General features: G+C 66.6%; 23 protein-coding genes. 9 read left to right on the top strand and 14 right to left on the bottom strand.

Annotation, left to right across the window (positions count from 1 at the left end; translation table 11 throughout):
• Positions 1-65: 65 nt before the first annotated feature.
• The 5 genes from ACYBYQ_RS18950 to ACYBYQ_RS18930 all read right to left on the bottom strand — a co-directional run bounded on the left by ACYBYQ_RS18950 (position 66) and on the right by ACYBYQ_RS18930 (position 7,985).
• Complete coding sequence (locus ACYBYQ_RS18950; RefSeq protein WP_459615969.1) at positions 66-2,267, bottom strand: phosphocholine-specific phospholipase C; 2,202 nt, start codon at positions 2,265-2,267, stop codon at positions 66-68.
• A 48-nt stretch (positions 2,268-2,315) separates the two neighbouring features.
• Positions 2,316-2,504, bottom strand: a complete 189-nt coding sequence (locus tag ACYBYQ_RS18945; protein ID WP_459615968.1) for a hypothetical protein — start codon at positions 2,502-2,504, stop codon at positions 2,316-2,318.
• 389 nt (positions 2,505-2,893) lie between these two features.
• Positions 2,894-4,879, bottom strand: a complete 1,986-nt coding sequence (locus ACYBYQ_RS18940; RefSeq protein WP_459615967.1) for a BCCT family transporter — start codon at positions 4,877-4,879, stop codon at positions 2,894-2,896.
• Positions 4,880-5,044: 165 nt separating this feature from the next.
• Positions 5,045-6,094 carry a phytanoyl-CoA dioxygenase family protein gene (locus tag ACYBYQ_RS18935; protein ID WP_459615966.1) on the bottom strand — a complete coding sequence of 350 codons (1,050 nt, stop codon included), beginning with the start codon at positions 6,092-6,094 and terminating at the stop codon, positions 5,045-5,047.
• Positions 6,095-6,215: 121 nt separating this feature from the next.
• Positions 6,216-7,985 (bottom strand): ArnT family glycosyltransferase, encoded by a 1,770-nt coding sequence (locus ACYBYQ_RS18930; RefSeq protein WP_459615965.1) that lies wholly within the window; start codon positions 7,983-7,985, stop codon positions 6,216-6,218.
• A gap of 348 nt (positions 7,986-8,333) precedes the next feature.
• On the opposite strand from ACYBYQ_RS18930, the gene ACYBYQ_RS18925 reads away from it, so the two are divergent.
• The 4 genes from ACYBYQ_RS18925 to ACYBYQ_RS18910 all read left to right on the top strand — a co-directional run bounded on the left by ACYBYQ_RS18925 (position 8,334) and on the right by ACYBYQ_RS18910 (position 10,639).
• Positions 8,334-8,585: a hypothetical protein gene (locus ACYBYQ_RS18925; RefSeq protein WP_459615964.1), complete on the top strand. Its 252-nt coding sequence runs from the start codon at positions 8,334-8,336 to the stop codon at positions 8,583-8,585.
• Between the two features lie 11 nt (positions 8,586-8,596).
• Positions 8,597-8,959, top strand: coding sequence for an EF-hand domain-containing protein (locus tag ACYBYQ_RS18920; RefSeq protein WP_459615963.1), 363 nt, complete (start codon positions 8,597-8,599; stop codon positions 8,957-8,959).
• Positions 8,956-10,155, top strand: coding sequence for a transporter substrate-binding domain-containing protein (locus tag ACYBYQ_RS18915; protein WP_459615962.1), 1,200 nt, complete (start codon positions 8,956-8,958; stop codon positions 10,153-10,155). Before ACYBYQ_RS18920 ends, ACYBYQ_RS18915 begins: the two co-directional genes overlap by 4 nt.
• A gap of 73 nt (positions 10,156-10,228) precedes the next feature.
• The gene (locus ACYBYQ_RS18910) at positions 10,229-10,639 is read left to right on the top strand and encodes a lysozyme inhibitor LprI family protein (protein ID WP_459615961.1); all 411 of its coding nucleotides are present in this window, start codon (positions 10,229-10,231) and stop codon (positions 10,637-10,639) included.
• A 36-nt stretch (positions 10,640-10,675) separates the two neighbouring features.
• On the opposite strand, the gene arnF is transcribed toward ACYBYQ_RS18910, so the two are convergent.
• The 6 genes from arnF to arnB are packed head-to-tail and all read right to left on the bottom strand — an operon-like array spanning position 10,676 to position 16,387.
• Complete coding sequence (arnF, locus tag ACYBYQ_RS18905) at positions 10,676-11,056, bottom strand: 4-amino-4-deoxy-L-arabinose-phosphoundecaprenol flippase subunit ArnF (RefSeq protein WP_459615960.1); 381 nt, start codon at positions 11,054-11,056, stop codon at positions 10,676-10,678.
• Positions 11,053-11,403, bottom strand: a complete 351-nt coding sequence (locus ACYBYQ_RS18900) for an EamA family transporter (RefSeq protein WP_459615959.1) — start codon at positions 11,401-11,403, stop codon at positions 11,053-11,055. The genes arnF and ACYBYQ_RS18900 overlap by 4 nt, the downstream gene beginning before the upstream one ends.
• On the bottom strand, positions 11,400-12,296 hold the full coding sequence (gene arnD, locus ACYBYQ_RS18895; RefSeq protein WP_459615958.1) for a 4-deoxy-4-formamido-L-arabinose-phosphoundecaprenol deformylase: 897 nt from the start codon (positions 12,294-12,296) through the stop codon (positions 11,400-11,402). Before arnD ends, ACYBYQ_RS18900 begins: the two co-directional genes overlap by 4 nt.
• Positions 12,271-14,274, bottom strand: a complete 2,004-nt coding sequence (arnA, locus tag ACYBYQ_RS18890) for a bifunctional UDP-4-amino-4-deoxy-L-arabinose formyltransferase/UDP-glucuronic acid oxidase ArnA (protein ID WP_459615957.1) — start codon at positions 14,272-14,274, stop codon at positions 12,271-12,273. The genes arnD and arnA overlap by 26 nt, the downstream gene beginning before the upstream one ends.
• Entirely contained in the window at positions 14,271-15,245 is a 975-nt protein-coding gene (gene arnC / locus ACYBYQ_RS18885) for an undecaprenyl-phosphate 4-deoxy-4-formamido-L-arabinose transferase (protein ID WP_459615956.1), read from the bottom strand. Before arnC ends, arnA begins: the two co-directional genes overlap by 4 nt.
• A 5-nt stretch (positions 15,246-15,250) precedes the next feature.
• Positions 15,251-16,387, bottom strand: coding sequence for a UDP-4-amino-4-deoxy-L-arabinose aminotransferase (gene arnB / locus ACYBYQ_RS18880; protein ID WP_459615955.1), 1,137 nt, complete (start codon positions 16,385-16,387; stop codon positions 15,251-15,253).
• Between the two features lie 800 nt (positions 16,388-17,187).
• Here arnB and ACYBYQ_RS18875 point away from each other — a divergent pair.
• The 4 genes from ACYBYQ_RS18875 to ACYBYQ_RS18860 all read left to right on the top strand — a co-directional run bounded on the left by ACYBYQ_RS18875 (position 17,188) and on the right by ACYBYQ_RS18860 (position 20,698).
• Positions 17,188-18,099, top strand: coding sequence for a helix-turn-helix domain-containing protein (locus tag ACYBYQ_RS18875; RefSeq protein ID WP_459615954.1), 912 nt, complete (start codon positions 17,188-17,190; stop codon positions 18,097-18,099).
• Between the two features lie 189 nt (positions 18,100-18,288).
• Entirely contained in the window at positions 18,289-19,023 is a 735-nt protein-coding gene (locus tag ACYBYQ_RS18870; protein WP_459615953.1) for a polysaccharide deacetylase family protein, read from the top strand.
• On the top strand, positions 19,020-20,207 hold the full coding sequence (locus ACYBYQ_RS18865) for a glycosyltransferase family 4 protein (RefSeq protein WP_459615952.1): 1,188 nt from the start codon (positions 19,020-19,022) through the stop codon (positions 20,205-20,207). Before ACYBYQ_RS18870 ends, ACYBYQ_RS18865 begins: the two co-directional genes overlap by 4 nt.
• Before the next feature lie 26 nt (positions 20,208-20,233).
• On the top strand, positions 20,234-20,698 hold the full coding sequence (locus ACYBYQ_RS18860) for a hypothetical protein (protein ID WP_459615951.1): 465 nt from the start codon (positions 20,234-20,236) through the stop codon (positions 20,696-20,698).
• Positions 20,699-20,724: 26 nt separating this feature from the next.
• Here ACYBYQ_RS18860 and ACYBYQ_RS18855 read toward each other — a convergent pair whose 3' ends face one another.
• The 3 genes from ACYBYQ_RS18855 to ACYBYQ_RS18845 are packed head-to-tail and all read right to left on the bottom strand — an operon-like array spanning position 20,725 to position 23,541.
• Complete coding sequence (locus ACYBYQ_RS18855; RefSeq protein WP_459615950.1) at positions 20,725-22,134, bottom strand: ATP-binding protein; 1,410 nt, start codon at positions 22,132-22,134, stop codon at positions 20,725-20,727.
• Positions 22,097-22,783, bottom strand: a complete 687-nt coding sequence (locus ACYBYQ_RS18850) for a response regulator transcription factor (protein ID WP_459615949.1) — start codon at positions 22,781-22,783, stop codon at positions 22,097-22,099. Before ACYBYQ_RS18850 ends, ACYBYQ_RS18855 begins: the two co-directional genes overlap by 38 nt.
• Positions 22,783-23,541: a MipA/OmpV family protein gene (locus ACYBYQ_RS18845; RefSeq protein ID WP_459615948.1), complete on the bottom strand. Its 759-nt coding sequence runs from the start codon at positions 23,539-23,541 to the stop codon at positions 22,783-22,785. Before ACYBYQ_RS18845 ends, ACYBYQ_RS18850 begins: the two co-directional genes overlap by 1 nt.
• A 289-nt stretch (positions 23,542-23,830) precedes the next feature.
• Between ACYBYQ_RS18845 and ACYBYQ_RS18840 the strand changes: the two genes are divergently transcribed.
• Positions 23,831-25,303 carry an efflux transporter outer membrane subunit gene (locus ACYBYQ_RS18840; protein WP_459615947.1) on the top strand — a complete coding sequence of 491 codons (1,473 nt, stop codon included), beginning with the start codon at positions 23,831-23,833 and terminating at the stop codon, positions 25,301-25,303.
• Positions 25,304-25,309 lie beyond the last annotated feature (6 nt).

Below are 25,309 nucleotides of genomic sequence, written 5' to 3'. Positions count from 1 at the left end.
CCGGGTGTCCCGGCCTTGCCGGCGCCCGGCGCCCGGCATCAGGGCCGGGCGCCGGGAGGCCAGCGTCAGTCCTCGACTTCGCCCATGGCAGGGTCGGAGACCGAGTCCTTGCCATCCTCGATGCGCCCCGCAAAGCGGCGGCTGAACGAAGCCGTGGCGTCGCAGGCAACCGAGAAGTCATACCAGTTGCCGCTGTCGCCCACCGGCCAGCTCAGTTCGCCCACTTCTCCCGGCGCCACGCCCAGCGTCCAGGGGCCGTCGGTGCGGTAGGCCTGGGCCGTCACGGTGAAGCTGCAGGCCGCGCTGCCGCGATTGTGCAGCTTCACCTGGATCTCCGGCGGTTCGCACAGCACATAGCAGACCTGGATCTCCGGGCCGCCGGCGGGCACCTCGGCGAGGTTGCCGACGAACTCGCGGTGATAGCCGTTGGGCCCCAGGACCCACAGATGGTACTTGCCCTCGTCGTCGGCCGTGCTCCAGGCGCCGTCCAGCGTCTTGCCGGCTTCCACGACGTAGCGGCGCGGAATGCGGTCCAGGTGCAGCTTGTCGTACACGTGGAACACCGCGCCGGCCTCGTTCCGGCTCGTGTTGGCGAACAGCAGCGTCACGCTGCCGGCCGCTGCGTCGATGCGTGCGGTGGTGTGGAGCTCATAGGGCAGGGCGCGCGAGGGGCGCGTGCCGGTTTCCTGCGCCGGCACCGCGGCTTGCGTGGGAACGGGGATCGCCGGCTCGGCCTGCTGCGCGGCGACCAGGTTGTCCACCGCCACCTTGGTGCTGCGGCCGGCCAGGGTGGGCAGGGCTTCCGTGTTCGGGTTGACGAAGTTGAAGCAGGAGGTCAGGTCGCCGCAGATGGCGCGCCGGTAGGCGCTGATCTGCGGCTCGCGCACGCCGAAGCGTTTTTCCAGGAACAGCAGCGTGGACGTGTGATCGAAGGTCTGCGAGTTGACCCAGCCGCCGCGGCTCCATGGCGAGATCACCCACAGCGGCACGCGCGGGCCGGGGCCGAACGGCTTGCCGTCCTGCGCGGAATGCCTGGACGTTGCGGGCGGGTAGTCGAAGTACTCATACGCCATGTCGGCGTCGGCCAGCGTGGTGGCGCCGGCCAGGCTGCCGTCGTCATTGCGCGAGGGCGCAGACGGCGGCGGCAGGTGGTCGAAGAACCCGTCGTTCTCGTCGTAGTTGACCAGCAGCACGGTCTTGCTCCAGACCTCGGGATTGGCCGTCAGCGCATCCAGCACCTGCTGCACGTACCAGCCGCCCTGCGCGGGGCTCGAGGGGCCGGGGTGCTCGCTGTAGGTCGACGGCGCGATCACCCAGGATACGGCAGGCAGCGTGCCGTTCTGCACATCGTCGCGCAGCGATTGCAGGAAGCCGTCCGGCATGGTGTTGCCGAAGCCCTTGGCCAGCGGGCTGAGCGCGTCGTCGATGGCGGGATCGTACGCCGGCGACTTGTCGGGCAGCGCCAGCGGCCGGCGCTCGGCCGGCATGGATTCCATGGCGGCGCGCCAGTGGCGAAAGCCCATCATCTGGTTGCAGCCGTAGTTGTCGTCCAGGCTCTGGTAGACCTTCCACGGCACGCCGGCTTCTTCGAGGCGGTCGGCGTAGGTCGTCCAGGTCCAGCCTTCCGTCGAAGGGCCGACGTCGTTGCCGCCGTTGAATTCGTTGATGATGGCCGCGATGTTGTCGCCGCTCGGGCCGTTGGTGCCCGTCCAGTAGAACAGCCGGTTCGGGATGGTGCCGGTATGCATCGAGCAGTGATACGCATCGCAGATCGTGAAGGCCTCCGCCAGCGCGCGCTGGAACGGCGCCTCCGCGGATTCGTAGTACGACATCGACAGCGGGTGCTTGGCGACCGGCCAGCGGTTCATGCGGCCGTGGTCCCAGGCGGCCTGCGCGTCCGGCCAGGTGTGGGGCGTGCCGCCCGCACGCTGCGCGTTGCCCCTGCTGGCGTCCAGGTGGTAGGGCGTGATGATGTTGCCGTCGGCGTCGGTCTGGTAGAAGACGTTCTTGCCATTGGCCACCGGGATGGCGAAGCGATCGCCGAAGCCGCGCACGCCCTTGTAGGTGCCGAGGTAGCTGTCGAAGGCGCGGTTCTCCAGCATCAGCAGCACGACGTGCTGCACGTCCTGGATGGTGCCGGTGACGTTGTTCGCATCGATCGCCAGCGCGCGGCGGATGCTGGGCGGGAACGTGGCCAGCGCCGCGGCTGCCGTGGCGGAGCCGAGCGAGGTGCGCAGGAACTTGCGTTTGGACGGATTGAAGTTCATGTCGAAGAAAAATCTCGGGAAGTGGCGGGAGGCTGGGACGAGGCCGCGTCAGGGCGCAGGGGCACAGTGGGCCGTGGTGCAGACGGCGGGAGGCGGCGTGCCCGCGTCGCCGCCGGGATTGGCGGGGGAGTCGTCGTCGTCTCCGCCGCAGGCGCTCAGGAGCAGGACCAGGCATAGCGCGCCGGTACCCCATAGCGGCTTGCCGAGGATGCTGGACAGGGGAGATTTGCGGTTCATGGTCGAAAAAGTCCAATTGCCATCCGGAGATGGCGCAAGGCGGGTTGGGTAGGAACCTGCGGACTTGCGCGGGCAGGAAACTCGCGTCGGCGATGCCCGATAGTGAGCGCTAGCTTTCAGGAAACTGAACGCCAGTGCTGGATGTGCAGGCCGGGACTTGCGGGGCTGGATTCTCGGGAGGCCGCATGTCAGAAACATGACCTCCCTCGTGCGCCGCATGCAGGGAGCCACCGCCGCCCGAAGGCCGCGGCCACTGTAAAGGCCGCGGGAATCCGGGAGATGGACGACGTTGCCCGGGGATTCGCCGGAAGATGCGTGTGTCGGTGAGATGTCGGCCCGGCGACGGCCTCACACAGTGATACAAAAAGGCGGCTGCGCCGCCTTATGCGTCATTGCTTGGTGTGCAGGTAATGCCGGAAGCGGTCGTAGTGCGTGATCACGTCCGATATCACGTGCTCGGTGTTGTAGCCATAGATGTCGTAGCCGCGTCCGCCCTGGCTCAGGTAGACCTCGGCGCGCGAATAGCGGCGCCGTTCGTCCTTGCTGCTGTGCTGGTCCGACAGCGCGAAGGCCGGTATGGGATAGCTTACGCGGCGCACGGCATACAGGAACTCGGGCATGCCCTCACCATGGAGCACGCGCAGCTGGATGCCGTCTACGCCTTCCAGGGGTTCGGTGACGGCCTGCAGTTCGCGGCGGGCCAGCTCTTCCCTGACCGAGTCCAGCGCCGGCGCCACGGTCTTTTCGATGAAGCGGTTGACCTGTTCCTTGCTGGGGTGGCTCACGATGCCGCCCAGGCGCCGGCGCCATGGCACGCTGCCTTCGGTGGGCAGCAGCGGAACCGCTTGCAGCGCCTGCGTGGCCAGCATGTAGGCTTCGTCCCTGAGCGATTTCCAGATGCCCCACGACATGATCACCAGGATGATGGCCAGGGGGAAGCCCGCAATCACCGCAGCCATCTGCACGGCATCCAGGCCGCCGGCCAGCAGCAGGCAGGCCGCGAAGGCGCCGCACACCAGAGCCCAGAATACGCGCAGCCACAGCGCCGGCTCGTCTTCCGTGTTGCGTGCCGTGATCATGGCGATGACCAGCGCGCCCGCATCCGAGGCCGTGACGAAGTACACCGCCACGAGCAGGCCCGTGACCCAGGCCAGGATGCTGGAGAAGGGCATGTACTCGAACACGCTGAACAGTGCGATCGGCATGTTGTCGGTGACGACCCGGGAGATTTCGCCACCTGCGCGGTTGACGTCCAGCCAGATGGCGAGATCGCCGAAGATGGTGAACCAGATGAAGCTGAATCCGGCCGGCGCGAACAGCACGCCCAGCAGGAACTGCCGTATCGTGCGGCCGCGCGAGATGCGGGCGATGAACAGGCCCACGAAGGGCGACCATGAAATCCACCAGCCCCAGTAGAAGAGCGTCCATTCGCCCACCCACTGCGCGTTGGAAGGCTGGTACGCGTACACATGGAAGGTGCGCGCGATGAATCCGTTGAGATAGAGGCCGATGTTCTCGACGAAGGCCTGCAGCAGGAAGGCAGTGGGCCCCAGGAACAGCAGCGCGGCCATCAGCACGAAGGAGACGATGATGATGAACTCGCTGAGCCGGCGGATGCCGTTGTCCAGCCCGGTGGCCACCGTGATCGTGGCCAGGACCGTGACGATCAGGATGAGCACCAGCTGGGTGTCGAGGTTCTGGGGAAGGTCGAACAGGTAGCTCATGCTGGCGTTGAGCTGCGAGACGCCCAGGCCCAGCGAGGTGGCGAGGCCGGCCAGGGTGCCGACCACGGCGAAGATGTCGATGATGGAGCCGATCGGCCCGTTCACGCGGTCGCCGATCAGCGGATACAGCGCGGAGCGCAGCGTGAGCGGCTGGTTCTTGCGGTAGCCGAAATAGGCCAGGCACATGCCCATCAGCGCGTAGATCGCCCAGGCGTGCACGCCCCAATGGAAGAAGGTGATCTCCATGGCGTCGCGCATGGCCTGCGCCGAGCGCGGCTCGGCGTCGGGCGGCGCCGAGAAGTGCATGATGGGTTCGGCCACGCCGTAGAACACGATGCCGATGCCCATGCCCGCCGAGAACAGCATCGCCACCCAGGTGCCATAGCTGTAGTCCGGGGTGGACTCGTCCGGGCCGAGCTTGATGCGGCCGAACGGGCTGATGGCCAGTCCCACGAGGAAGACGACGAAGAAGCCGACCGCCAGCAGATAGAACCAGCCGCCTTCGTTGATGATCCAGTCGTTGGCGTGCTTGAACAGCTGCGCCGCGGCGTCGGGGCGCAGGCTGGCGTAGCCGATGAGCGCCAGCGCGATGACCGCGGATCCGACGAAGGTGACAGGGGAAATCTGGGATGCGAGTTTGTTCTGAGTCAAGGCCCCTCCCGTATGGCGTGATGGCGGAAGACCGCAGCCTGCGGGCGCCGGCCCCCGTGGGGGCAAGCCGCCCGGTACGTCAGGTCGACGTAGCGTAGCAAGGCTTTCCCCCTGCTTCAAGGAAAACAGCGGCCGGCAGGCTGCACGCCGCGGGTGCGCGCCGGCTCAGCGGGCAGGCTCGTCTGCCCGCATCTTGCCGACGTCGCGCCACGGATTGCGCCGGCCGCCCAGCTTTTCGATGAGGTCGCTCAAGCGCCAGTGCAGCCCGATGGCGCGTCCGCGGATGCCGGGCAGCGCAGCCAGCTCCATGCCCAGCCAGGGCAGGAAAGGATTGCGGCGCGCATAGCCCCAGATCTCGATGCGCGTGCCGGCGCCGGCGCTCGGGCCGCGGGCATGGAAGCCCACCGTGTCGGCCACGACCAGCGTGTTGCGCCGTACCGCGAACACCCGCGCCGGCGGATAGCCCAGCGCAGGCAGCTCGGTTGCATCGATGCGCAGCGAGCCGCGTGCGCTCATGCGGTCCGCGCCTGCCGCCGTCTGCGCCTTGCGTCGTTCCCATTGCAGGCGCTGCGGCGTCAGCCGGTGCGAGCCAGGCACGTAGGTGAAGGGCGCCTCGTCCTCACCCACGTCGGTGAGGAACAGCCATGCCTTGGCGCTGGGATGGAAGGTATCGGCATGCAGGCGCGTCTGCGGATCGGGCGCAGCCTCGCGCGCATGCGTGAGTATGGTCTGCACATAGCATAGCGGCCGGATCCGGAAGCTGCAGACGTAGGCCAGCAGGCCCAGCCAGGCGGAGTTGCGCACCAGCGCGCGCACTCCGGGCAGTCCCGCCAGCACGCTGTCGTCCAGCGGAATGCGCCGCGTGACCGTATCTCCCTGCACCATTTCGCGGGCGGAGAGGGCCGTGCACAGGATCTCGCGGCGCAATGCCTGGAATGCGTCGGGCGGCAGGAAGTCCGGCTTGAGGATGTAGCCCTGGGCGTCGAAGGCGGCGCGGTCTTCAGGGCTGATCAGGTGCGCCAGGCGTCGCCGCCGCCACCATGCCATGCGATGCGCGAGCCGTATGCGGGCGGTGTGCAGGCCCGCCGCGTTCAGCCGCCTGCTGCCCAGGATGGGGTTGTCGCGGAACGACTTGGCGCCCGTGCCGAGTTCGGCGATCCACCAGGGCAGCTTGAGCCAGCGCAGGACACGTCTTAAGGATGTGGCGGCGATCATGGCGCGGGAGGGAGGCGGTGCGCGTCCGTGGGATACGGCGCGCGGGGCGGGCGCACCAGCGCATGTGCGGCGGTGTCGGGGCCACCTTACCGCAGAAACAGCCGTGGGGGAAGATGCGGCCTCAGCGCGGGGCCGCGCCCGTCGCTGCGGGGGCCAGGGCCGGGGGCGCGCACGTGCCCGACACCCAGTAAAGGCCGTACTTGGCGCGCTTGCGCGGAGATGCCTGGGCCAGCAGCCGATAGTGCGGCCCCACGACGTCCTCGAGCCTGAACGATGGGGAGTCCTTGTTGACCATGAGGCTGTCGAACTGCGGGTCCTCGCAGCGCATGATCTGCCGCACGCGCTGCGCGTCGACGTTCACGATGTGCCAATCGCCATAGGCGGAGAACAGGCCGCGTTCCGTTTCGTCCAGGCTCCATCCGGCGACGCGGTCGCGCTGTGCGTGCGGCACCTGTGCCAGCAGGTATTCGGTCTCGTTCCTCATGCCCTTGACGGCATCGATGGCGGGTATGCCCAGGGAGAACAACGCCAGGTAGATCGCCGCCATGGCGCCCGCCAGCGACGCGGCGGCCGGCATGCGGGGCCGCCGGCACGCCAGCCAGCAGGCGCCAAGCAGGATGGCTGCGCCGGCTGCGTGGCGCCACCCCGGCTCGGCGAGCACCGCGCGGACGTCTTCGGGTACCCGGGCCGGCAGCCAGGCCGCATAGAGCGGGCTGGCTGCCAGGGCAAGGCAGAACAGCGCCGCCAGCACCGCCCACGCGCGGGCGTAGGCATCCATCCACCGCGGCCAGGAAAGACTCAGCTGGCCCACCATGAGCGCGAACGCAGGCAGCAGGGGAAACAGATAAAGCGTGCGCTTGGTGGACGAGAGGGTCAGCAGCAACAGCGTGGCCACCGACCAGGCCAGCAGGAACACGCGCGCCCGGTCCCAATGGCGCCGGGCCAGCGTCTGCCAGAACCACGCAACGACCACGGGCAGCCATGGCAGGCTGTATTCCGCGAGGGCGCCCAGATAGTAGAAATAGGCGTGCTTCTTGATGTGCCCCAGCTGGGTGGAAGTGCCTGTCAGCCGGCCTACCTGGTTCTCCCAGAACCACTGGCGCCACAGCTCGTCGGCCTGCGCGTGGCGCAGCAGGGCAAATATCCACAGCGCCGCGGGCAATACGAAGAAGACCGCGATGGCCAGGTGCTGGGGCCAGAAGCGCTTCTGGCTGCCGTTGCGGCGTGCATCGGCCAGCCCGAAGGCGAACAGCGCCAGCCAGCCGAAGAACACGGTGCCCGGGCCGATCGGGCCCTTGCACATGAAGCTGCCGCCCAGCCCCAGCGCTGCCGCCACGGCCAGGCGCCAGCGTCCGGTCTGGTAGAACGCGGCGAAGGCCCACATGCTGAAGGCCACGAAAAAGGCCAGGGCCACGTCCACCCGTATCCAGTGGGTGTTGGTGACGAAGCCTTCCATGGTGCCCAGCGCGATCACCGACCAGCATGCCGCCCGGGCGTCGCCCAGCACGCGCCGGGCCAGCAGCCCGGTGAACAGCAGCGTGCCCAGTGCCCACACGGCGTTCATCAGGCGCAGCGTGTCGGCAAGGCCGACTCCGTCGCCCGCCAGCGTCAGGAGGGGGGCGGCGGCGATGTAGTAGAGGGGCGGCTTTTCGATGAAGGCCTGGCCGGCCAGCGTGGGCACGACCCAGTCGCCGCTGCGTGCCATTTCCCGGGCGATGGCGGCTTCGCGGGGCTCGTCGGGCGTCCAGAGCTGGTGGCCGGCCTGGCCGGCAAACGCCACCAGTGCCACGATGGCCAGCAGCCAGGCCAGGTACGTGCGCTCGGACTTCCGGACATCCTGTATCGCGGCAGGGGCCTGGCGGGTCGTGGGATCCGGAGAGCGTGTCGTCATCTTCGTGGTGTGGCGGTGGCGAATACGGACGTTTCGGGGCAGGTGCGGGCAGCCCGCTGCCGGCAATCAGACCGCAGGCATGTTGCAGCCGTGCTGCAATGAACCGATCCTACGGGGAACCAGGGCGCCGGGCAGAAACGGTCAAGCACCTCCCGCCCGGCATCTCGCCCCGGGTCCATGCATGCCACAGCATATCGTCCCGGCTTGGGGCAGATCCGCGACGACAGCGTTTTTCCTTGTCTGGTTCCTGTCTCATTATCAGATTCCCACCACTTAATCCTGGCAAGCGCGATGCGTGCGCGCATGGGGATGGCACTATTCGCGAACCGAATCACTGAGGAGAGCGAAGTGAAAGTTGCACGTTCAGTGTCTGCAATCACGGCGTCGGTCGTTCTGCTGGCTGCATGTGGCACAGCCAGGAACGAACAGGAAGTCCAGGCCCACAACCATGAATTCGGCTGCATGGCGGCAACGATCGGTGGCGGCCTCATCGGCGCCCTGGCCGGTTCGACGATAGGCCGGGGCAAGGGCGCCGCCCTGGGCATGGCCGGAGGGGCCGGTTTGGGCGGCTACCTTGGAAACCACCTGGCGTGCAAATGAGGAGGCTCGGAATGAATACGCACTTTGGCGCTGTCGCCGGAACGCTGCTCCTGGTCCTTGCTGCCATGCCGGTGCACGCACACACGCCGGCGACGGGCCTGCATGAGGCGCATCTCAAGCAGGTGGACACGGACGGCAACGGCGGCGTCAGCAAGGCCGAGTATCAGGCCTATATGATCTCGGGATTCTCGCGTATCGACGCAGATGGAGACGGCAGCCTCGGCAAGGGCGAGCTCTCGGGCATCCTGACCGAAGAGCAGATCGCCATCATGGACGTGGACAAGGATGGCAAAGTCACCCAGGTCGAGTACATGGAGCAAGTCCTGAGGGACTTCGATGCCGCGGACAGGGTCAAGGATGGCGAGTTGAAATGACGCACGACGCGGCCGCGCTTTGGCGCGCCCGCAGCCGCACAGGCGCGCTGATGCCGGCTACACCGCCTCGCATCGCGTACGCCGCCGACGATCCACGGACCATGCGGCATCGATTCTCCCGCTATTTCATTGCCGTCTTCCTGCATACGCTTGCGGCAGCATGCTGCGTGCATGCCGCCCATGCGCAGGGGCAAGCCGGACCGGTCGCTGTAGGTGTGTACGTCAGCGAGCCTTTCGTGGTGCAGCAAGGTACCGGCTATTCCGGAATGGCCATCGAATTGTGGGAGACCGTCGCACAGCGGCTGGGGCTGGCGTTTCGCTACATTCATTACGAGAACCTGCACGAACTGGTCGAGGACACGGCGCAGGGTCGGATCGACGCGGCGGTCACGAACCTGACCATCACGCGCGACAGGGCAGAGGACGTGACCTTCACCCAGCCATGGTACGACGCGGGCCTGCGCATCATGGTCCCCCAATCGGCAGGCTCCGGAAGTTTCTCGGACATTGTCGCAGGGCTGGACGACGCAGGACACCTGAGGGCCTATGCGTGGCTGCTGGCGCTCATCATGGCGGCCACGCTGGGTTTCACGCTGTTCGACCGACGGTTCGACCCCGGCTTCCCCAGGACCTGGCGCGAGGGGCTCGCGGAAAGCTTCTATCATGTGATGTCGATAGCAACCACGGGCCGCACGGCACGCAAGAACCTGTTGGGATGGATAGGCAGGGTCTGGCAGGCGCTGTGGCTGCTGGCGGGCGTAGGGATCATCGCCTACATCACTTCTTCGATCACCAGCATCATGACGGCGGCGTCGATTTCCCAGGACATCAACAGCCTGGCAGACCTGCCGGGCCGCACGGTCGCCGTTGCCACAGGCAGTACGGCAGAGGCCTACGCCCGGGACGTCGGATTGGCGACCCGCGCCTTTCCCGGACTCAGCGAAGCCGTCGCGGCCCTGAAGGCACAGCAAGTCGACGCCATACTGGGAGACGCTCCGGTGCTGGAGCACTATGTGCACAAGCACGCGGACGCGGGGCTGGACGTGGTGGGCAACCTTTTCCGCGCCGACAAGTACGGCTTTGCCTTTCCGCACGGCGGAACCCTGAGCCGCCGCGTCGTGCTGGAGCTCCTGGACATGCAGGAAAGGGGAGCACTGGAGCAGATCAGGAAAAGTTATTTCGGCGCGCCCGCCTGATCCCGCGAAGCAGCGCCTGGGGGAGAATTGTTGTCCGATCCCTGTAACGCTCAATGAACAAAGAGGTCAACCCATGCATGGACACCCGGTACTCTTGGCCCTGCTCCTGGCAGCGGCACCGATGCATGCCTTCTCGCAGCAGCAACCTTGCGGCAATGCCAGCACCCAGGCGGCCATGAACCAATGCGAGGCCGCCTCGTACGACCATGCCGACGCCGAGCTCAACGCCACGTACAAGACGGCTTTGGCCAGACTGAAGACCGACAAGGCACAGCACCAGCGGCTGGTCGCGGCGCAGCGCGCCTGGATCGCATTCCGGGACGCCGAATGCGCGCTGGCAACGGGGAATGCGGATGGTGGCTCGGTCTACCCCATGTTGATGGCGCAGTGCATGGCCGATCTCACGACGCGCCGCACGGCTGCTCTCAGGGGCTACATGCAATGCGAGGAAGGGGACCTGGCCTGCGCAATCCCTCAGGATTGAGACGATGCCTGGCGAAAACGCTTTCGTGGCGGCGCGTCAGCGCAACGCCGGAGGCGGCTTGGCGCCGATCAGGATGGCGCCCAGCAGAATGCACAGGACGCCCAAGGTCTTGCCCGGCGTGAGGGTCTCGCCAAAGGACGGTATGCAAACCGCCAACAGGTACACCAGCGCATAGCTGATGCTGAGCATGGGATAGGCGACGTTCAATGGCAGGTGCCGCAGGGCCGCCAGCCAGCCCAGCAGCGACGCGGCATAGCACAGGACGCCGCCGGCGATGGCGGACAGCTGCATGGCGTGGTCGAGCGCGAACGAGCGGGTCAGGGCGATGTCATGCAGGTGCATCACGCCCCACTTCATGCACAGCTGCGCCAAGGTGGTCAGCACGATGCTGGCCAGCACGTAGAGATGGCCGCTCATGCCGATCCGCCCAGCAGGAACAGGCCCAGGATGATGGCAGCCGCGCCCAGCCAGTTGCGGAGCGTGATGCGTTCCCCGAAGAAAACGCGCGAGCCCAGCAGCACCAGCACGAGGTTCATGCTCAACATCGGGTATGCGACGCCGAGCGGCATGCGGTGCAGCACATACAGCCAGACCGCCATGGCGCAGCCCAGTGCCGCCAGCCCGCCGATGAGCCACGGCGAGCCCAGCCTGCGCCATGGCCGTGTGGCGGGCCTGCCCTGCCATGACCGGACCGCCTGCTTCTGGAGCATCTGGCCCGCGCAGGTCAGCACCGACACCAGCAGCACCAGGGCAAAGTCCGTCATGCGTCCGCCCTGCAGCCCAGCCAGCCTTCCCGCCCGGGCACCTGTCCGCGGACCACCCGGCCCGTGGGCAGCGCCGCGACATCGTCGGGCAGCAGGTCGCCCAGCGCCTGGAACCCGACGCCGCCGGCACGGGCCTGGGCCAGCAAGGCATCGAAGCGGTCTGCCATGGCGATGCCCTCGACTTCCGCATGCACGGTGTAGACGTGCGGCGCGGGCGCCGACGCGAGCAACAGGTCGAGGATGAGCCGGTTGTAGTCGTCAGCCGTGACAGCCCGGCCCACCACTTCGTCGTACGTGGGCAGGTCCACCGGGATCTGGGGGGCGCCGGGCCGGCCATCGGGGAGCAGCGGGCGGAACGGCCCGCAGCCCCGGCAGTCGCTGTTGTACCGGAAACCGAAATGGGACTTGGCCTGCACCGCCATGGCGTCGGCACGCCAGCCTGCAGCCGCCGAGCAATCGACTTCGCGGCCCAGGATGTGGTTCAAGGCGTCCACGCCCCGGCGTATCTGCGCGACCAGCTGGGCCTCGCTCCAGCGCCCGGCCCCCATCTGCCATGCATGGTGGTCCCAGGCGTGCAGGCCGATCTCATGGCCGCAGGCGTCGGCCTCGCGCATCAATGCCCCGAGGTGCTTGCCTATGGGTTTGCCGGGCCAGGCCGTGCCGGCCAGCAGGATGTCCAGGCCGTACAGAGACGCCGCGTTCGACCGCAGCATCTTGGCCAGGAAGCGGGGCTTGAGCAGGCGCCATAGGTGGCGCCCCATGTTGTCGGGGCCGACGCAGAAGAAGAACGTGGCGCGCACGCCATGCTTCTGCAGGATGTCCAGCAACCGCGGCACGCCGTCCCGTGTGCCGCGGTAGGTGTCCACGTCAATCCTCAGGCCCGTCTGCAACATGCGCCGCTCCGGCTTCCAGGGTTTCCGTCAGGAAGAAATCCAGTGTATTGCCCACGGTCTGTTCCAGATGCACCGTGGGCGCCCAGCCCAGCAGGCGGCGAGCCTTGCGTATGCTGGGGCGGCGGTGCGAGACGTCCTGGTAGCCTGCGCCATAGAATACGCGGCTTTCCACGATCTTGAAGCCGGCGAACGGGGGAAAGTGGCGGCGCAGCGGATGGCTGTCGAATTTGGCCAGCAGCAGTTCGGCCAGCTCCCGGATGCTGGCCTCCCCGTCGGGGTTGCCAATATTGATGATCTCGCCGTCGCAGGCGCCGCCCTTGTTCTCGATGATGCGGAACAGCGCTTCGATGCCGTCGGCGATGTCGGTGAAGCAGCGCTTCTGCGCCCCGCCGTCCACCAGCCTGATCGGCGTGCCGTCGACCAGGTTGAGTATCAGCTGCGTGATGGCGCGCGAGCTGCCGATGCGTGCGGAGTTCAGGCTGTCCAGGCGCGGGCCTATCCAGTTGAACGGACGGAACAGCGTGAAGCGCAGGCCTTCCTTCTTGCCGTACGCCCAGATGATGCGGTCCAGCAGTTGCTTGGAGGTGGAATAGATCCAGCGCTGCTTGTTGATCGGGCCCACGATCAGGCGCGAGGTGTCCTCGTCGAATTCGTCGTCGTCGCACATGCCGTACACCTCCGACGTGGAGGGGAAGATGATGCGCTTGCGGTACTTCACGCAGTAACGGACGATCCTGAGGTTCTCCTCGAAATCCAGCTCGAACACGCGCAGCGGGTTGCGCACGTATTCCACGGGCGTGGCAATGGCAACCAGGGGCAGCACCACGTCGCACTTCTTGATGTGATACTCGATCCACTCGGTGTGGATGCTGATGTCGCCCTCCACGAAATGGAAGCGCGGATGCCCGAGAAAGCGCGCGATGGCGCTGGAGCCGATGTCCAGGCCGTAGACTTCGTACTCGTCTTCGCGCAGCAGGCGTTCGATCAGGTGGTTGCCGATGAAGCCGTTCACGCCCAGTATCAGGACACGCGTGGTGCGGTTCCTGGCGCTGCCGGCCCGGGGGCCCAGCCGCATGCCCTCCACCAGGCCCAGCTCCCGCGCCAGCTGCGCGCCGCGCAGGTAGACCCCGCCGTCTTCCTGCCCGGCCACGATTTCCAGCACGCCGTCGCCGCAGGCCACCTTGAACGGCTCCACCGACACCACGGTGCCGGCGGGCCGGGCCAGGGGGGCGGGCTCGTGGCGCGCCTTCCAGACGGTGAGCTTGCGGTCTCCTGCGAAGGTGAACGCGCCGGGGTAGGGCTGGGCAACCGCCCGCACCAGGTCGTAGAGGCGCCGGGCGGGCTGCTGCCAGTGCAGTTCGCCGTCGGCCGGCGTGCGGCGTCCGTAGTAGCTGGCGCGGCTTTCGTCCTGCGGGATCGGGGTGATCCGGCCATCGAACAGGCGCGGCAGCGTTTCGTCGAGCAGCACACGTGCCGCCTCGCGCACCTTGCCGTGCAAGGTGAGCGCGGTGTCGTCGTCGCTGATGTCGACGGCACGCTGGCCCATGATGTCGCCGGCATCGGCCCGCGCCACCATGCGGTGCAGGGTGACGCCCGTCTGGCGCTCGCCGTTGACCAGCACCCAGTTCACCGGCGCCCGGCCGCGATAGGCGGGCAGCAGCGAGCCGTGCAGGTTGAAGGCGCCTGCCGGGGCGATGTCCAGGATGGGCTGCTTGAGCAGGTGGCGGTAATAGAACGAGAAGATCGCGTCCGGCCCGAGCTCGCGCAGGCGTTGAACCCAGATGGGGTGATTGACGTCCTCGGGCGAATGCACCGGCAGCCCGCGCTCGGCGCAGCGCTGCGCCACGGAGTCGAAGAACCGGTTTTCCCCCGGATCGTCCGCATGCGTGAACACGGCCACGATCTCGTGGCCTGCGCGCAGCAGCGCTTCGATGCCGATGCAGCCGATGTCGTGGTAGGCGAAGACGGCTACCTTCATGCCTGGATACCCTCGATGGCTTGCGGCGCTGCCCGCACGATACGGTCGATGAAATAGCGCGGGCGCGCGCGCACGTCGGTGTACATGCGCCCGATGTATTCGCCCAGCAGGCCCAGGCCCAGGATCTGCACGCCGACGAAGGTGAACAGGATCGCGAAGAGCACGAAGACCCCGTCCGCGCCCCATTCCGGCCCCAGCAGCACGCGCATGAGGATCAGCGCGAGCGAGAACAGGAAGCCGATGACGGCCACCGCGCTGCCCACGATGCTGAGCATCCGCAGGGGCGCGGTCGTCATGCAGGTGACGAGGTCATACATGAGATTGACGAGGCGCATCAGGCTGTACTTGGAGGTGCCGTGCTCGCGCTGCGCGTGGGCCACGTCGATTTCGGTCGTGCGGCGGGCGAAACTGTTGGCCAGTATGGGGATGAAGGTGCTGCGTTCCTGGCACGCCAGCATGGCGTCGACGATATGCCGGCGGTACGCCCGCAACATGCAGCCGTAGTCCGTCATGGTGACGCCCGTGGCCTTCTTGACCGAGAAGTTGATGACCCGGGATGCCAGTTTGCGGAACAGGGTGTCGCGCCGGTTGCGGCGCACCGTGCCGACCACGTCATGGCCCTCTTCGGCAGCCGCCACCAGGCGCGGGATCTCCTCGGGCGGATTCTGCAGGTCGGCATCCAGCGTGATGATCAGGTCGCCCTTGGCGGTCTGGAAGCCGGCCATGATGGCGGCATGCTGCCCGTAGTTCCGGTTCAGCAGCACGCCAACCAGGTGCTGGTCCTGGCCGGCGGCCTCGCTGATCAGTTCGGTGGAGCCGTCGCGGCTGCCGTCGTCGACCAGGATGATCTCGTAGGCCTGCGGCAGCCTGGCACAGGCTGCGCCCAGCCGGCTGATCAGCTGGGGCAGGTTGCCGATCTCGTTGTAGACCGGGATGACGATCGATACCAGCCGGATGGATGGGGCACGCAAGAGGGCTACTCCAGGATGTCGGCAAGGGCCTGCGCCACGCGGTCCACGTCTTCGTCGCGCATGTCGGGAAACAGCGGCAGCGTGCACAGGCGCGCGGAATTCCACTCCGTATCGGGCAGTGAAAGCGCCGGATAGCGGTCGCGGTAGTACTTCTGGGTATGGGCCGCACGAAAGTGCAGCCCGGTGCCGATCTGCCGTTCCTGCAGGCGCTGCATCAGTTGGTCGCGGTCCAGGCCGCAACGCTCCGGGTCGACGCGCACCATGAACAAGTGCCATGCATGCGTGTGCGGGTAATCGGGAATGGCCAGCGGCGTGAGCGGCAGCGCAGCCAGGCGCGCCCGGTAGCGGGCCGCCAGCTCGGCGCGCCGCGCGTTGAGTTCGGGCAGGCGCTCCAGCTGCACCAGGGCAATCGCCGCATTGATGTCGGGCAGGTTGTACTTCAGCCCGGGCATGATGACTTCGGCCTGGGGCCTGCGGCCCTGGGTCATGCGATCGAAGGCGTCGACGCCCAGCCCGTGGAACTTCAGCATGCGCACCTTGTCGGCCAGCCCGGCATCATCCGTGACCACCATGCCGCCTTCCGCGCAGGTCAGGTTCTTGATGGCATGGAACGAGAACACCGCGGTGCCCTGCTGGCCGATCCAGCGGTCGCGATAGCGGGTGCCCACCGCGTGAGCGGCGTCCTCGACGACCGCGATGCCGTGGCGCCCGGCGAGGGCGCGGATGGGGTCCATGTCGGCCGGCGCGCCAGCGTAGTGCACCGGGACGATGGCCTTGGTGCGCGGCGTGATCAGGGGCTCGATGCGCGACGCATCGGTCATCAGCGTATGCCGGTCCACGTCCACGAAAACGGGGCGGGCGCCCAGCAGCGTAATGAGATTGATCGTGGACACCCACGTCTGCGAAGGCGTGATGACCTCGTCGCCAGGTCCGATGTCCAGCGCCATCAAGGCGACATGCATGCCGGCCGTTGCGGAGCACACCGCCACGGCGTGCTGGCAGCCGAAGGCCTCGCAGAAGCGTCGTTCCAGCTCCTGGTTCCGGGGGCCGGTGGTGATCCAGCCCGACCTGAGAACTTCATTGACCGCGGCGATTTCCGCTTCGCCGATGGCTGGCTTCGTGAAGGGTAGAAACGCCTGCATGGAAGGGGGCCTCGATAGGGTTCCCGGGGAAGGGAAAAATTCTATTGCGCCTATGTTGTGGGTATATTTCAGTGGCAAGCCGCTGCGTCGGATACAGGCGGTCTGCCTCGCATGCCGATGCTGGAAGCGGGTGTGGCTTTGGTCACGGATGTGGCGTTCGCAAACCTGCGTTATCTGATTTTCTGCAGTATAGGAACGCGCGGCCGCTGGCATGAACCCGAGGCGGGGAAGCCGGGGGGAAATGCCGAGATGTTCAGGGAGAAATCTGGCAATGCGGCGACATTTCGATAATCAGGCGCCTGGCGACAGATGAAGACATATTCCGTATCTTCGTGATGCATCCCGGCATGATCGGCCATGGTGCGGATATCGCCAGTGTCAGGATATCCCGATTTATCAGAAAAACCGCATATTCTGCGCATCCCGCGGGGCAGGCGGATAGGGGGGCCAGGGGTTCTGTGCTATTAGTTGAAGGCTGAGTCAGCCTTTGGCCCTGTCGCCGCTCGTCCATGCTGTCGCGGGGATGGCAGGCGTATTTCGTTGTGGGGCGCGCAGCGACGAATATGAAAAGATGATTCCTGTCTCGTATCTTCCGGATCGGGCCATGTTCGTGGGTCGTAGGCAACGGCCACGTGGCCCGGGTCGCGCTTCCACGCTGGCAGAGAAAACCAAATCGGCCCTGTTCCGCAGGAGCGGCAGGTGCATTCGCTCAACCTCGCAATGGGGTTGGTTTCCGTGAATCAGTGAATAGCGGGGTTCGTAATTGTCCTGATGGCTCCTAGAAAAGCTACTTTCCGATAATGTCCGTCAAGAAGCTGCTAGACACGATACCGGATGAATGGGGACCGAAATTCGAATGCGATGGCGCTGGCCTGACGATAACCACCACGCCTAATCCCCCCGCAGAGGGAGAGGTGCTGAGTTATCGAGCTCCAGCGCACTGTTTCATCGTGCACTACACGGCGCAGCCGGAACGATGTCTGGCGGTCAACAGCGACAGTCGCGTTCGCGGCCTTGCAAGCGTGGGATCTCTGGAGATCCTTCCCAAGAACTCAGAGGTGCATGCCGAATGGACCCAGCCGAAGCACAATCTGCTCCTTGCCTTCAGCGAGGAACGCCTGCTGCGCCTGGCAGGCAATGAGTTCGACAACGAAACATTCGAGTTGTTCATCCCGCACCTGGGGTGCATCGACACCAAGGCATTGTCCTACGCCATGGCGCTGCGCTGCGAGGTCCAGTCGCAGAACATCGCCGACAAAGAAGCCATCGACGCGTGGATAACCCTGTTCGGTACCCACATCCTGCGTCATCACTCCACGCTGAGCCGTTTGGCGCGCACGCCGGCGCGCGGAGGGCTGTCCTCCCGCGCATGGCGCCAGGTCAACGATTACGTGCTCAGCAACCTGACCAGCGTCATTACATTGGAAAAGCTGGCAAGGCTGGTGAACATCTCGCCCGGGCATTTCTCCCGCGCTTTCAAGCAGGCAGTGGGAGTGACTCCATACCAGTACGTGATCTCTGCGCGCCTGCAGTACGCGCGTCAATTGATCATCACGACCCCTCATTCCCTGGAGGAAATCGCGCGTGAAAGTGGCTTCGTCAACAATTCCCACCTGACTTCTTCGATGCGACGGGCGTGGGGGGTCACGCCCAGGGAGCTTCGTCGCGAGCATCGGGCTAAACACTTCCTCGGCCCCGTAAGCAACAACTGATGTGCTTCGCCCGCATGGGAGAATTCTGTCTGTCCGGAATGTCATGCCATTAATTTGATATTCCAGCGATATGCATGAAGTTTTCTGATGCAGTGACGGTAGTGTAGGAGGGATGAACAGTCCGGTCAGGCCAGGCGCCTCCGGTAGATCGTCCTTCACACGCCGATGACAGCATCGATTCCCATCCTGATGTATCACCAGATCGGGGACGCGCCTCCCGCGGGTACGCCGCTGCGCGGACTTGTCGTGCATCCCTCGCGCTTTCGCTCACAGATGCAATGGATGCGCCGCATGGGGTATCGCGGGCTGTCGATGCGCGACCTCATGCCATACCTGGCAGGACAGCGGCACGGCAGGGTATTCGGAATCACATTCGACGACGGCTATTGCAATGTGTTCCGCAATGCCCTGCCCATCCTCGCCAGCCTCGATTTCACCGCGACGACATATGTCGTCAGCGGGCAGGTAGGCGGGGTCAATGCATGGGACTTGCCCAAGGGCATTCCGCGCGCGGCGCTCATGAACGCTTCCGAAATACAGGCCTGGCATGCGGCGGGGCAGGAAATTGGCGCGCACACCATAGACCACGTGCACCTTCCCGAACTCGACGAGGCCGAAGCGAACCGCCAGATCGCCCAGCCACGCCAGGTTCTCGAACAGATCGTGGGGGCGCCGGTGCGTGCATTCTGCTATCCCTATGGTGAACACCGGCCGGAACACCGTCGCATGGCAAGCAGGGCGGGCTACATCAGCGCCACGTCGACGCTGCGCGGCCGCGCCAGGCTTTGCGATGACATGTTCTGCCTTCCCAGGGTACCGATATCCGGCAGCACGAACATGCTGCAGTTCCTGCACAAGTGCCTGACCGGCCATGAGGACCGCAAGGCGCGATTCTGTTCCGCCCCGCTTCCCGACTCCGCATGAACATTCTTTATACGAACTTTCATGCCTCCCCAGGCAAGGGCGGGCACTCTGTCTACATCCTGTCCTTGATCGAGGAACTGGTGCGGCGCCATCGGATCATCGTGGCAAGCCCTGCCGGCAGTGCCCTCAACCGCGAAGCCCGGCGGATCGATGGCGTTCAGGTGGTGGACCAGTCGTATGCGAACCGCATACCTCAGCGCCTGGCCGGTGCGCGGCGGCTACGCAGGCTGATACGCGAACAACGGGTCGACGTGGTCCACGTCAACGGCTCGTCGGATCACCGGACTGTGCTGCTGGCCTGCCTGGGGTTGGGGGCCATGCGGCCTGCGATCGTTTTCACCAAGCACAACGATGTGCCCGTTTCCCGCTTCGGGCCGGCGATACGGGCAAGGTTGGGAACCGACCACGCGATCGGCGTTTCCTGGCACGTTGCGCAGATGCTGCGCGAATCGCCCTACGCGCTGCGGCCGATCTCCGCCATTGCCAACGGCGTGGACACCGGCCGGTTTTCGCCATGGCCGGCGCATGCCAGGGCGGCCCAGCGCGAGATCCTGCTGGGCGCCCGCGCCCGCGATTGCCGCTTGTTGTTGGGCAGCAATGCCGGCACGGACGATTACAAGGGCTGGATCGACATGGTCAGGGCCGTGCGGCGCCTCGGACCGGATGGCGAGGGAATCTACATTGCCCTGGCAGGCTCCGGAATTAGCGCGAGACAGCAGGAGGAACTGGCAGCCACCGGAGTGCAGGATCGTGTCGTTTTCACGGGACACCTGGATGATGTCCGACCGTTCCTGGCCGCGCTGGACGTCGGCTTCGTGCTCTCGCGGCGGGAGGGCATCTCGATCGCTTGCCGGGAGATGATGGCCATGGGCCTGCCCGTCGTCGTCTCGAATGCGGGAGGCCTGCCGGAGAATGTCACCCCCCGGGTCGACGGCTGGATCGTGCCCAGCCATGCGCCGGACGGGGTCGCGGAAGTCCTGGGAGAAATCCTCGATGACCCCGGGCGGCTCGCGCCCCTCGGCATGGCGGCCCGGCAGAAGAGCGTGGCCGAGTTTTCCGTGGGCGACTTCGCGCGCCGCACGGAGGAAGTCTACGAGACGGCATTCCGGCAACGGAAGCGCGCCACGGACACGTCTTCCGCCAGCGTCGGCCTGGCTGGCGATGCCAGGAGGCAGGAATCGTGAAGAGGCGTGCATCTGCCCGAATCGGGGTGGCGCTGGCCATTCTCGCGCTGCCGATCTCAGCCCACGCGGTCGAGCTGGGCTTCGACATCCGCATTGCGCTTTCCCGTCAGGCAAGCGCCGAGCTTGCCCGCAAGGGCGAGTCGCTGGTTGCGTATGCCTCTTACTATGGCGACCCCAGGCGTGGCGCGGAAAAGCACGCCGATGAAGTCGGACAGATCGACCTGAACCCGGAAGACGAGCAAGTCGATATCCCGGACCTGGACAACGCCCATGCGCACATCAGTGGATCCACCGTATCCGCAGGCAGGCTCGCGTGGATCGATGGCCCTGTCAAGGTGAACGTCAACGTTGCTTCAGCGCGCAAAAGCGGCCCCGACAACCTGCTGGCGTGCGATTTCATCGACGGACCGGTGCATGTGCTCCAGAACGCCGTCGTCACGCTCCATTGTGGGCTGATCTCGGAGAACGCGTCGACGCGGCTCGTGCCTTGAGATTGTGCGCCCATGTTGTGGGTCTATCAGCCCGCGGAATCGCCTGGAGCGTCAGGCGCCTGCCGGTCTGCGGATGCGTTGCGGGACACTTTCACGATCAGGCCGGGCTCTGCGCCGTGGACCGACAGCGTCCAGCCATGGGCCATGGCGATTTCCTGGCAGATCGCCAGCCCCAGCCCCGCGCCGAGGTCGCGGCGGTGCGGGCCGCGCCAGAACCTGGCGAACAGCAGGGGCAGTTGCTCCGGATCGACACCCGGCCCGTGATCGCGGACGCTGAAGCTGTCGGCGCGGATTTCCGTATGGACCTCCGTGCCCGGCGGGGCATGCTGGATGGCATTCTCCAGCAAATTCTTCAGCAGCGTGAAGAGCGCACCACGATCCGCGCGCCATCTGGCGCCGGTATCGGCGCCGCCCACAGTGAGGCGTACCCTGGCCGATACGGCGAGTCTTTCCAGGTAGCCCGTGCACTCGCGGGCCACGTCGAACACATCGACGTCGGCGAAGTCGTAGCTGAGAGGCTCACTGGCTTCCGCGAGCAGCAGCAGCTGCTGGACCTGGCGGGCCAGGTGGCCGGTGTGCCTGAGCAGCGACTCCCGGGTTTCCTCGTCCACCTGCGCCAGCTCGATTTCCGAACGGATCAGGGTGAGCGGCGTTTTCAGCTCGTGCGCTGCCGTGGCCAGGAACTCCTGCTGGATGCGGTAGCCCTGCTCCAGGCGTTCCAGCACCTGGTTGAAACTGTTCACCAGGGGTGCGATCTCCGAAGGCATCTGGTCTACGCGCAGCCGCGCCTGCAATGTCCGCGGGGAAATGGCCGCCGCCGATTCCGACGCCTGGCGCAATGGCTTCAGGGAATACTTGAGCGTGATGAACGCGCAGATGCCGAATACGAAAAGCAGTATCAGGCTGAATACCTCGATGCCGAGCTGGATGAACGGCAGGGCAAACCCCTGATGCAGGAAGTCGATGATCCGGTTGCTGGCCGTCAGCTGGACGAACCAGGTCCTGCCGTCGTGTTCGATCGGCTCGGTCGCGCCCCGGACCAGCATGCCATCCACGGTGTAGCTGAAGCTGCCCGGCTTCGGCCTGGACGCATCCGCGTCATCGGGCCAGGTGCGTGCGCCGGCAGACGAGAGAATCACCCGGCCCTCTTCGTCGATCACCCGATAGGCCGTCTCCCGGTGCAGGCTGTCGTATATCCACAGCGGATGGGACTCGTCTTCTTGGAAGCCGACCGGCAGGCCGCCTTCACCGAACTGCAGCCTGCGCCCCAGGTCATGCGCACGATCCTCCAGCTCCATCCCGGGGAGGCGGTCCTTGTGCAGGGCGCCGAACGCCAGCAGCAGCGCGATGCTGAGCGCCGCGCCCGCAACGTATGCCAGGAAGATCTTGAATGCCAGGCTATTCAGCCGGCTCGCTCTTGCGCAGCGCATAGCCATGGCTTCTCATGTTGACGATCCGCAGCTGCGATCCGATCGCGGCCAGCTTGCGGCGCATGCGATGCAGGGCGACGTCCAGTGCATTGGGCGTGACGGCCTCGTTCAGCCCCCAGCCGGCTCCCTCCATGGCGCCACGCCGCACCACGTCGCCTTGCCGGCGCACCAGGAGCAGCATGATCTGCATTTCCGCCGGCGCCAGCGTGACGCATTCGCTGCCGCAACACATTGTCCCGGCCTCCGGGTTCAGCATCAGGTCGTCGTAGCCCGGCTGCAGCGATTGGCTCAAGGACGGGCGGCGCAGCAAGGCCCGGACCCGCGCCACCAGCTCGGCCATCTCGAACGGCTTGGGGAGGTAGTCGTCCGCCCCGGCTTCAAGGCCTTGCACCCGGTCGTGCAGCGCGTCGCGGGCGGTCAGCATGAGACAGGGAATGGCGAGGTCGGCCTGGCGCATGCGCTTCAGCAGCAGGAGTCCGTCGCCGTCCGGCAGGCCGCGGTCGAGCACCATGGCCTGATAGGGGAACTGGCGTATCGCGCTCCAGGCGGATTCGCCGCGTTCCGCGACGTCCGCGGCGATGCCGGACGCCGCGAGCCCCTTGCATATCAGCCTCGCCAGGTGCTCGTGATCTTCGATCAGAAGTACTCGGTTCATCAAAAGCGGTACATATAGCCCAGGAAAACGCGGTTCTCGGTCGACCGGTCCACCAGGGGGCTGTCCTTGGCGTCTGAAGACAGGCGGGTGAGCTGGAGATCCAGCATGACGGAGTGGTGCTTGTTGAAGTCATAGACCGCCTGCAGGCCGACTTCCGTATCGAAACCGGACTTGCCTTCATAGGCGGGACGCCAGGCGAGGGCCTCGTGGGCACGCACGCCGTAATAGTAGTCGACGTATTTGTCGTCGTGCCAGGTGGCGCCGACGCGTGGCGTGAGCGAGAGGCGCTGGCTCAGCTGCCAGGTGCGCTCGGCGCCCAGGCTCAGGCTCTGGCCCTTGCTGTGGCCGGAAATGTCGTGCGTCCACTCGGCATGGAGGTTGACGATATCGCTGCGCCATTCGATTTTCGCGCCGGCCCAGAATCCGCCCTTGCGCTCGTCCATGCCATCGAGCGCCCAGGAGTCGTCTGCTTCGTAGCCCGCGCCGTCGTATCGGGCGATGAGACCGAACCGGAGCTCCTGGCTTTCGCTGAGGGTCAGTCCGGGCAGCTTTGCCTCCAGCGTCGTGCCGAAGAAGCGCAGATACTTGTTCTCGTAGCGCAGTAGCGGGATGGGCGTGTACTCGCGGTCGATGTCGGTATAGGCCTTCTGCGTTCCGGCCACCCCCAGCCCGATTCCCCACGTGGTGGACTCCGGGCCGTCGGGATCGGCGGCGAAGGCGGAAACGGGGGCAATGAGGACGCCGCAGAGGATCGGCACTGCCGCGTACCGCGCGGCGCTGCGTTGGCGTGAGTGACGCGGGAACAGTCGGGGGCCCATGGGTTTGCTCCTTGTTGAGACGGATGCGCCATCATCGACAGGGTTCTCTTACGGCTCACTTACTGGCGCGCGGCGTCACGGCGCCTTCCGTCACGGTTTCGGTAAGTAACGGGAAAGTCGGCTCGCAAGACACTGATGGCCGTGTCTTATCGAGTGCCCTATGCCTGATGTCGCCCGGCGCTGCCTCCGTTTTCCGGGGCCGCGCCCCGCTTTCCTGACGAGCGTGCTGATGACCGCGCTGCTCGGCGGCTGCGCCGCCTTCGCGCCCCTGCCCGAGCCCGTCATTCCCGACGACGCCGTCGCCAGCCGGTGGCACGCGCCGCTGCCTCATGGCGGCCGTCTGGCAGACCTGCGGCAATGGTGGTCGCAGTTCGACGATCCGCTGCTGTCCCGTCTCGTCGATGCCGCCCAGCGTGCCAGCCCCACCGTGGCGCAGGCGGCGGCCAATCTTGCCGATGCGCGTGCGCAGGGGACAGCCAGCGGCGCCGCCCTGCAGCCCGCGCTCGATGCCACGGCCAGCGCGGGCCGCGGACGCATCGACCTGGACGAGCCGACAGGGACGCTGCTGTCCGCCGGCCTGCAGGCAAGCTGGGAACTGGACCTCTTCGGCGCCCATCGCGCCGGCTGGCGCGCGGCGCAGGCCCGGCTGCAGTCGCGCCAGGCGGGCTGGCACGCGGCCAGGGTCTCGGTTGCCGCGGAAGTCGCCAGCAACTATGTGCAGCTGAGGATGTGTGAAGCCCGGCTGGCGCAGGTCGCGCAGGATGTGCAGTCTCGCCAGCAGACGTCGACCCTGACGACGCTGGCCGCGAACGCGGGGCTGGCGGCCCCGATGGCCGACGAACTGGCGCGCGCCGGCGCAGCCCAGGGCAGGTCGGAATTGATCCGGCAGCAGGCGAGCTGCGAACTGTGGATCAAGGCCCTGGTCGCCCTGTCGGCCCAGGAGGAAAGCGCGCTGCGCGCCCAGTTGCAATCCCGCACCGCCCGGCTGCCAAGCCCCGAGCGGATAACGGTCGGGGCCGTGCCGGCCGACGTGCTGGCGCAGCGGCCGGACATGCAGGCCGCCGAACGCGACGTGGCGGCAGCCAGCGCGGAAGCGGCCCAGGCGCAAGCGCAGCGTATGCCGCGCATCCGGCTTGCAGGGACCATCGGCCTCGACCGCCTGGCAACCGGCGGCATGCGTACCGACGGCACGGTGTGGCAGATCGGGCCGGTGAGCATCACGCTGCCGTTGTTCGACGGAGGGCGGCGTCGTGCCGCGGCCGAGGCGGCCCGCGTGCGTTACCAGGCCGCCGCCATCCTCTACGCGGCGCGGCTGCGCGAGGCCGTCCAGGAGGTGGAAGGCGCCTTGATCAGGCTGCACAGCGCGGAAACCCGCCGTGACGCGGCCCAGGCTGCCGTGGACGGGTTCACGCGCGCCTACCTCGCCCTGCAGTCCGGCTACCGGGCCGGTTCCGCGTCCTTGCTGGAACTGGAGGACGCCCGCCGCAGCATGATCGCCTCGCGGCTGGCGTTGAGCGAGACCGCCGGCGACCAAGTGCTGGCCTGGATTGCCTTGTATCGCGCCCTGGGAGGGGGCTGGCGCCCCGGGAATCCGGAGGGGCCGGACGGGCGTGCGCCGGCGGCGGCGGAGCCCGCAAGGGACGAGGCTTGTGCCGGCGAACGGGCCGGACCGCGATGCGCGCCCCGCGTGTCGGGTTGGTGAAGGAAG

The organism is Bordetella sp. 2513F2 (assembly GCF_054642735.1).
Note: the sequence above shows the minus strand (reverse complement) of the source record. Positions and strands in the feature narration are given on the sequence as shown.

What these genes read in the sequence shown, in the direction of transcription:
- ACYBYQ_RS18950 (WP_459615969.1), bottom strand. Translation starts at nt 2,267, where the DNA reads ATGAACTTCAATCCGTCCAAACGCAAGTTCCTGCGCACCTCGCTCGGC.
- ACYBYQ_RS18945 (WP_459615968.1), bottom strand. Translation starts at nt 2,504, where the DNA reads ATGAACCGCAAATCTCCCCTGTCCAGCATCCTCGGCAAGCCGCTATGG.
- ACYBYQ_RS18935 (WP_459615966.1), bottom strand. Translation starts at nt 6,094, where the DNA reads ATGATCGCCGCCACATCCTTAAGACGTGTCCTGCGCTGGCTCAAGCTG.
- ACYBYQ_RS18930 (WP_459615965.1), bottom strand. Translation starts at nt 7,985, where the DNA reads ATGACGACACGCTCTCCGGATCCCACGACCCGCCAGGCCCCTGCCGCG.
- ACYBYQ_RS18920 (WP_459615963.1), top strand. Translation starts at nt 8,597, where the DNA reads ATGAATACGCACTTTGGCGCTGTCGCCGGAACGCTGCTCCTGGTCCTT.
- ACYBYQ_RS18915 (WP_459615962.1), top strand. Translation starts at nt 8,956, where the DNA reads ATGACGCACGACGCGGCCGCGCTTTGGCGCGCCCGCAGCCGCACAGGC.
- ACYBYQ_RS18910 (WP_459615961.1), top strand. Translation starts at nt 10,229, where the DNA reads ATGCATGGACACCCGGTACTCTTGGCCCTGCTCCTGGCAGCGGCACCG.
- arnF (WP_459615960.1), bottom strand. Translation starts at nt 11,056, where the DNA reads ATGAGCGGCCATCTCTACGTGCTGGCCAGCATCGTGCTGACCACCTTG.
- ACYBYQ_RS18900 (WP_459615959.1), bottom strand. Translation starts at nt 11,403, where the DNA reads ATGACGGACTTTGCCCTGGTGCTGCTGGTGTCGGTGCTGACCTGCGCG.
- arnD (WP_459615958.1), bottom strand. Translation starts at nt 12,296, where the DNA reads ATGTTGCAGACGGGCCTGAGGATTGACGTGGACACCTACCGCGGCACA.
- arnA (WP_459615957.1), bottom strand. Translation starts at nt 14,274, where the DNA reads ATGAAGGTAGCCGTCTTCGCCTACCACGACATCGGCTGCATCGGCATC.
- arnB (WP_459615955.1), bottom strand. Translation starts at nt 16,387, where the DNA reads ATGCAGGCGTTTCTACCCTTCACGAAGCCAGCCATCGGCGAAGCGGAA.
- ACYBYQ_RS18875 (WP_459615954.1), top strand. Translation starts at nt 17,188, where the DNA reads ATGTCCGTCAAGAAGCTGCTAGACACGATACCGGATGAATGGGGACCG.
- ACYBYQ_RS18870 (WP_459615953.1), top strand. Translation starts at nt 18,289, where the DNA reads ATGTATCACCAGATCGGGGACGCGCCTCCCGCGGGTACGCCGCTGCGC.
- ACYBYQ_RS18865 (WP_459615952.1), top strand. Translation starts at nt 19,020, where the DNA reads ATGAACATTCTTTATACGAACTTTCATGCCTCCCCAGGCAAGGGCGGG.
- ACYBYQ_RS18855 (WP_459615950.1), bottom strand. Translation starts at nt 22,134, where the DNA reads ATGGCTATGCGCTGCGCAAGAGCGAGCCGGCTGAATAGCCTGGCATTC.
- ACYBYQ_RS18850 (WP_459615949.1), bottom strand. Translation starts at nt 22,783, where the DNA reads ATGAACCGAGTACTTCTGATCGAAGATCACGAGCACCTGGCGAGGCTG.
- ACYBYQ_RS18840 (WP_459615947.1), top strand. Translation starts at nt 23,831, where the DNA reads ATGACCGCGCTGCTCGGCGGCTGCGCCGCCTTCGCGCCCCTGCCCGAG.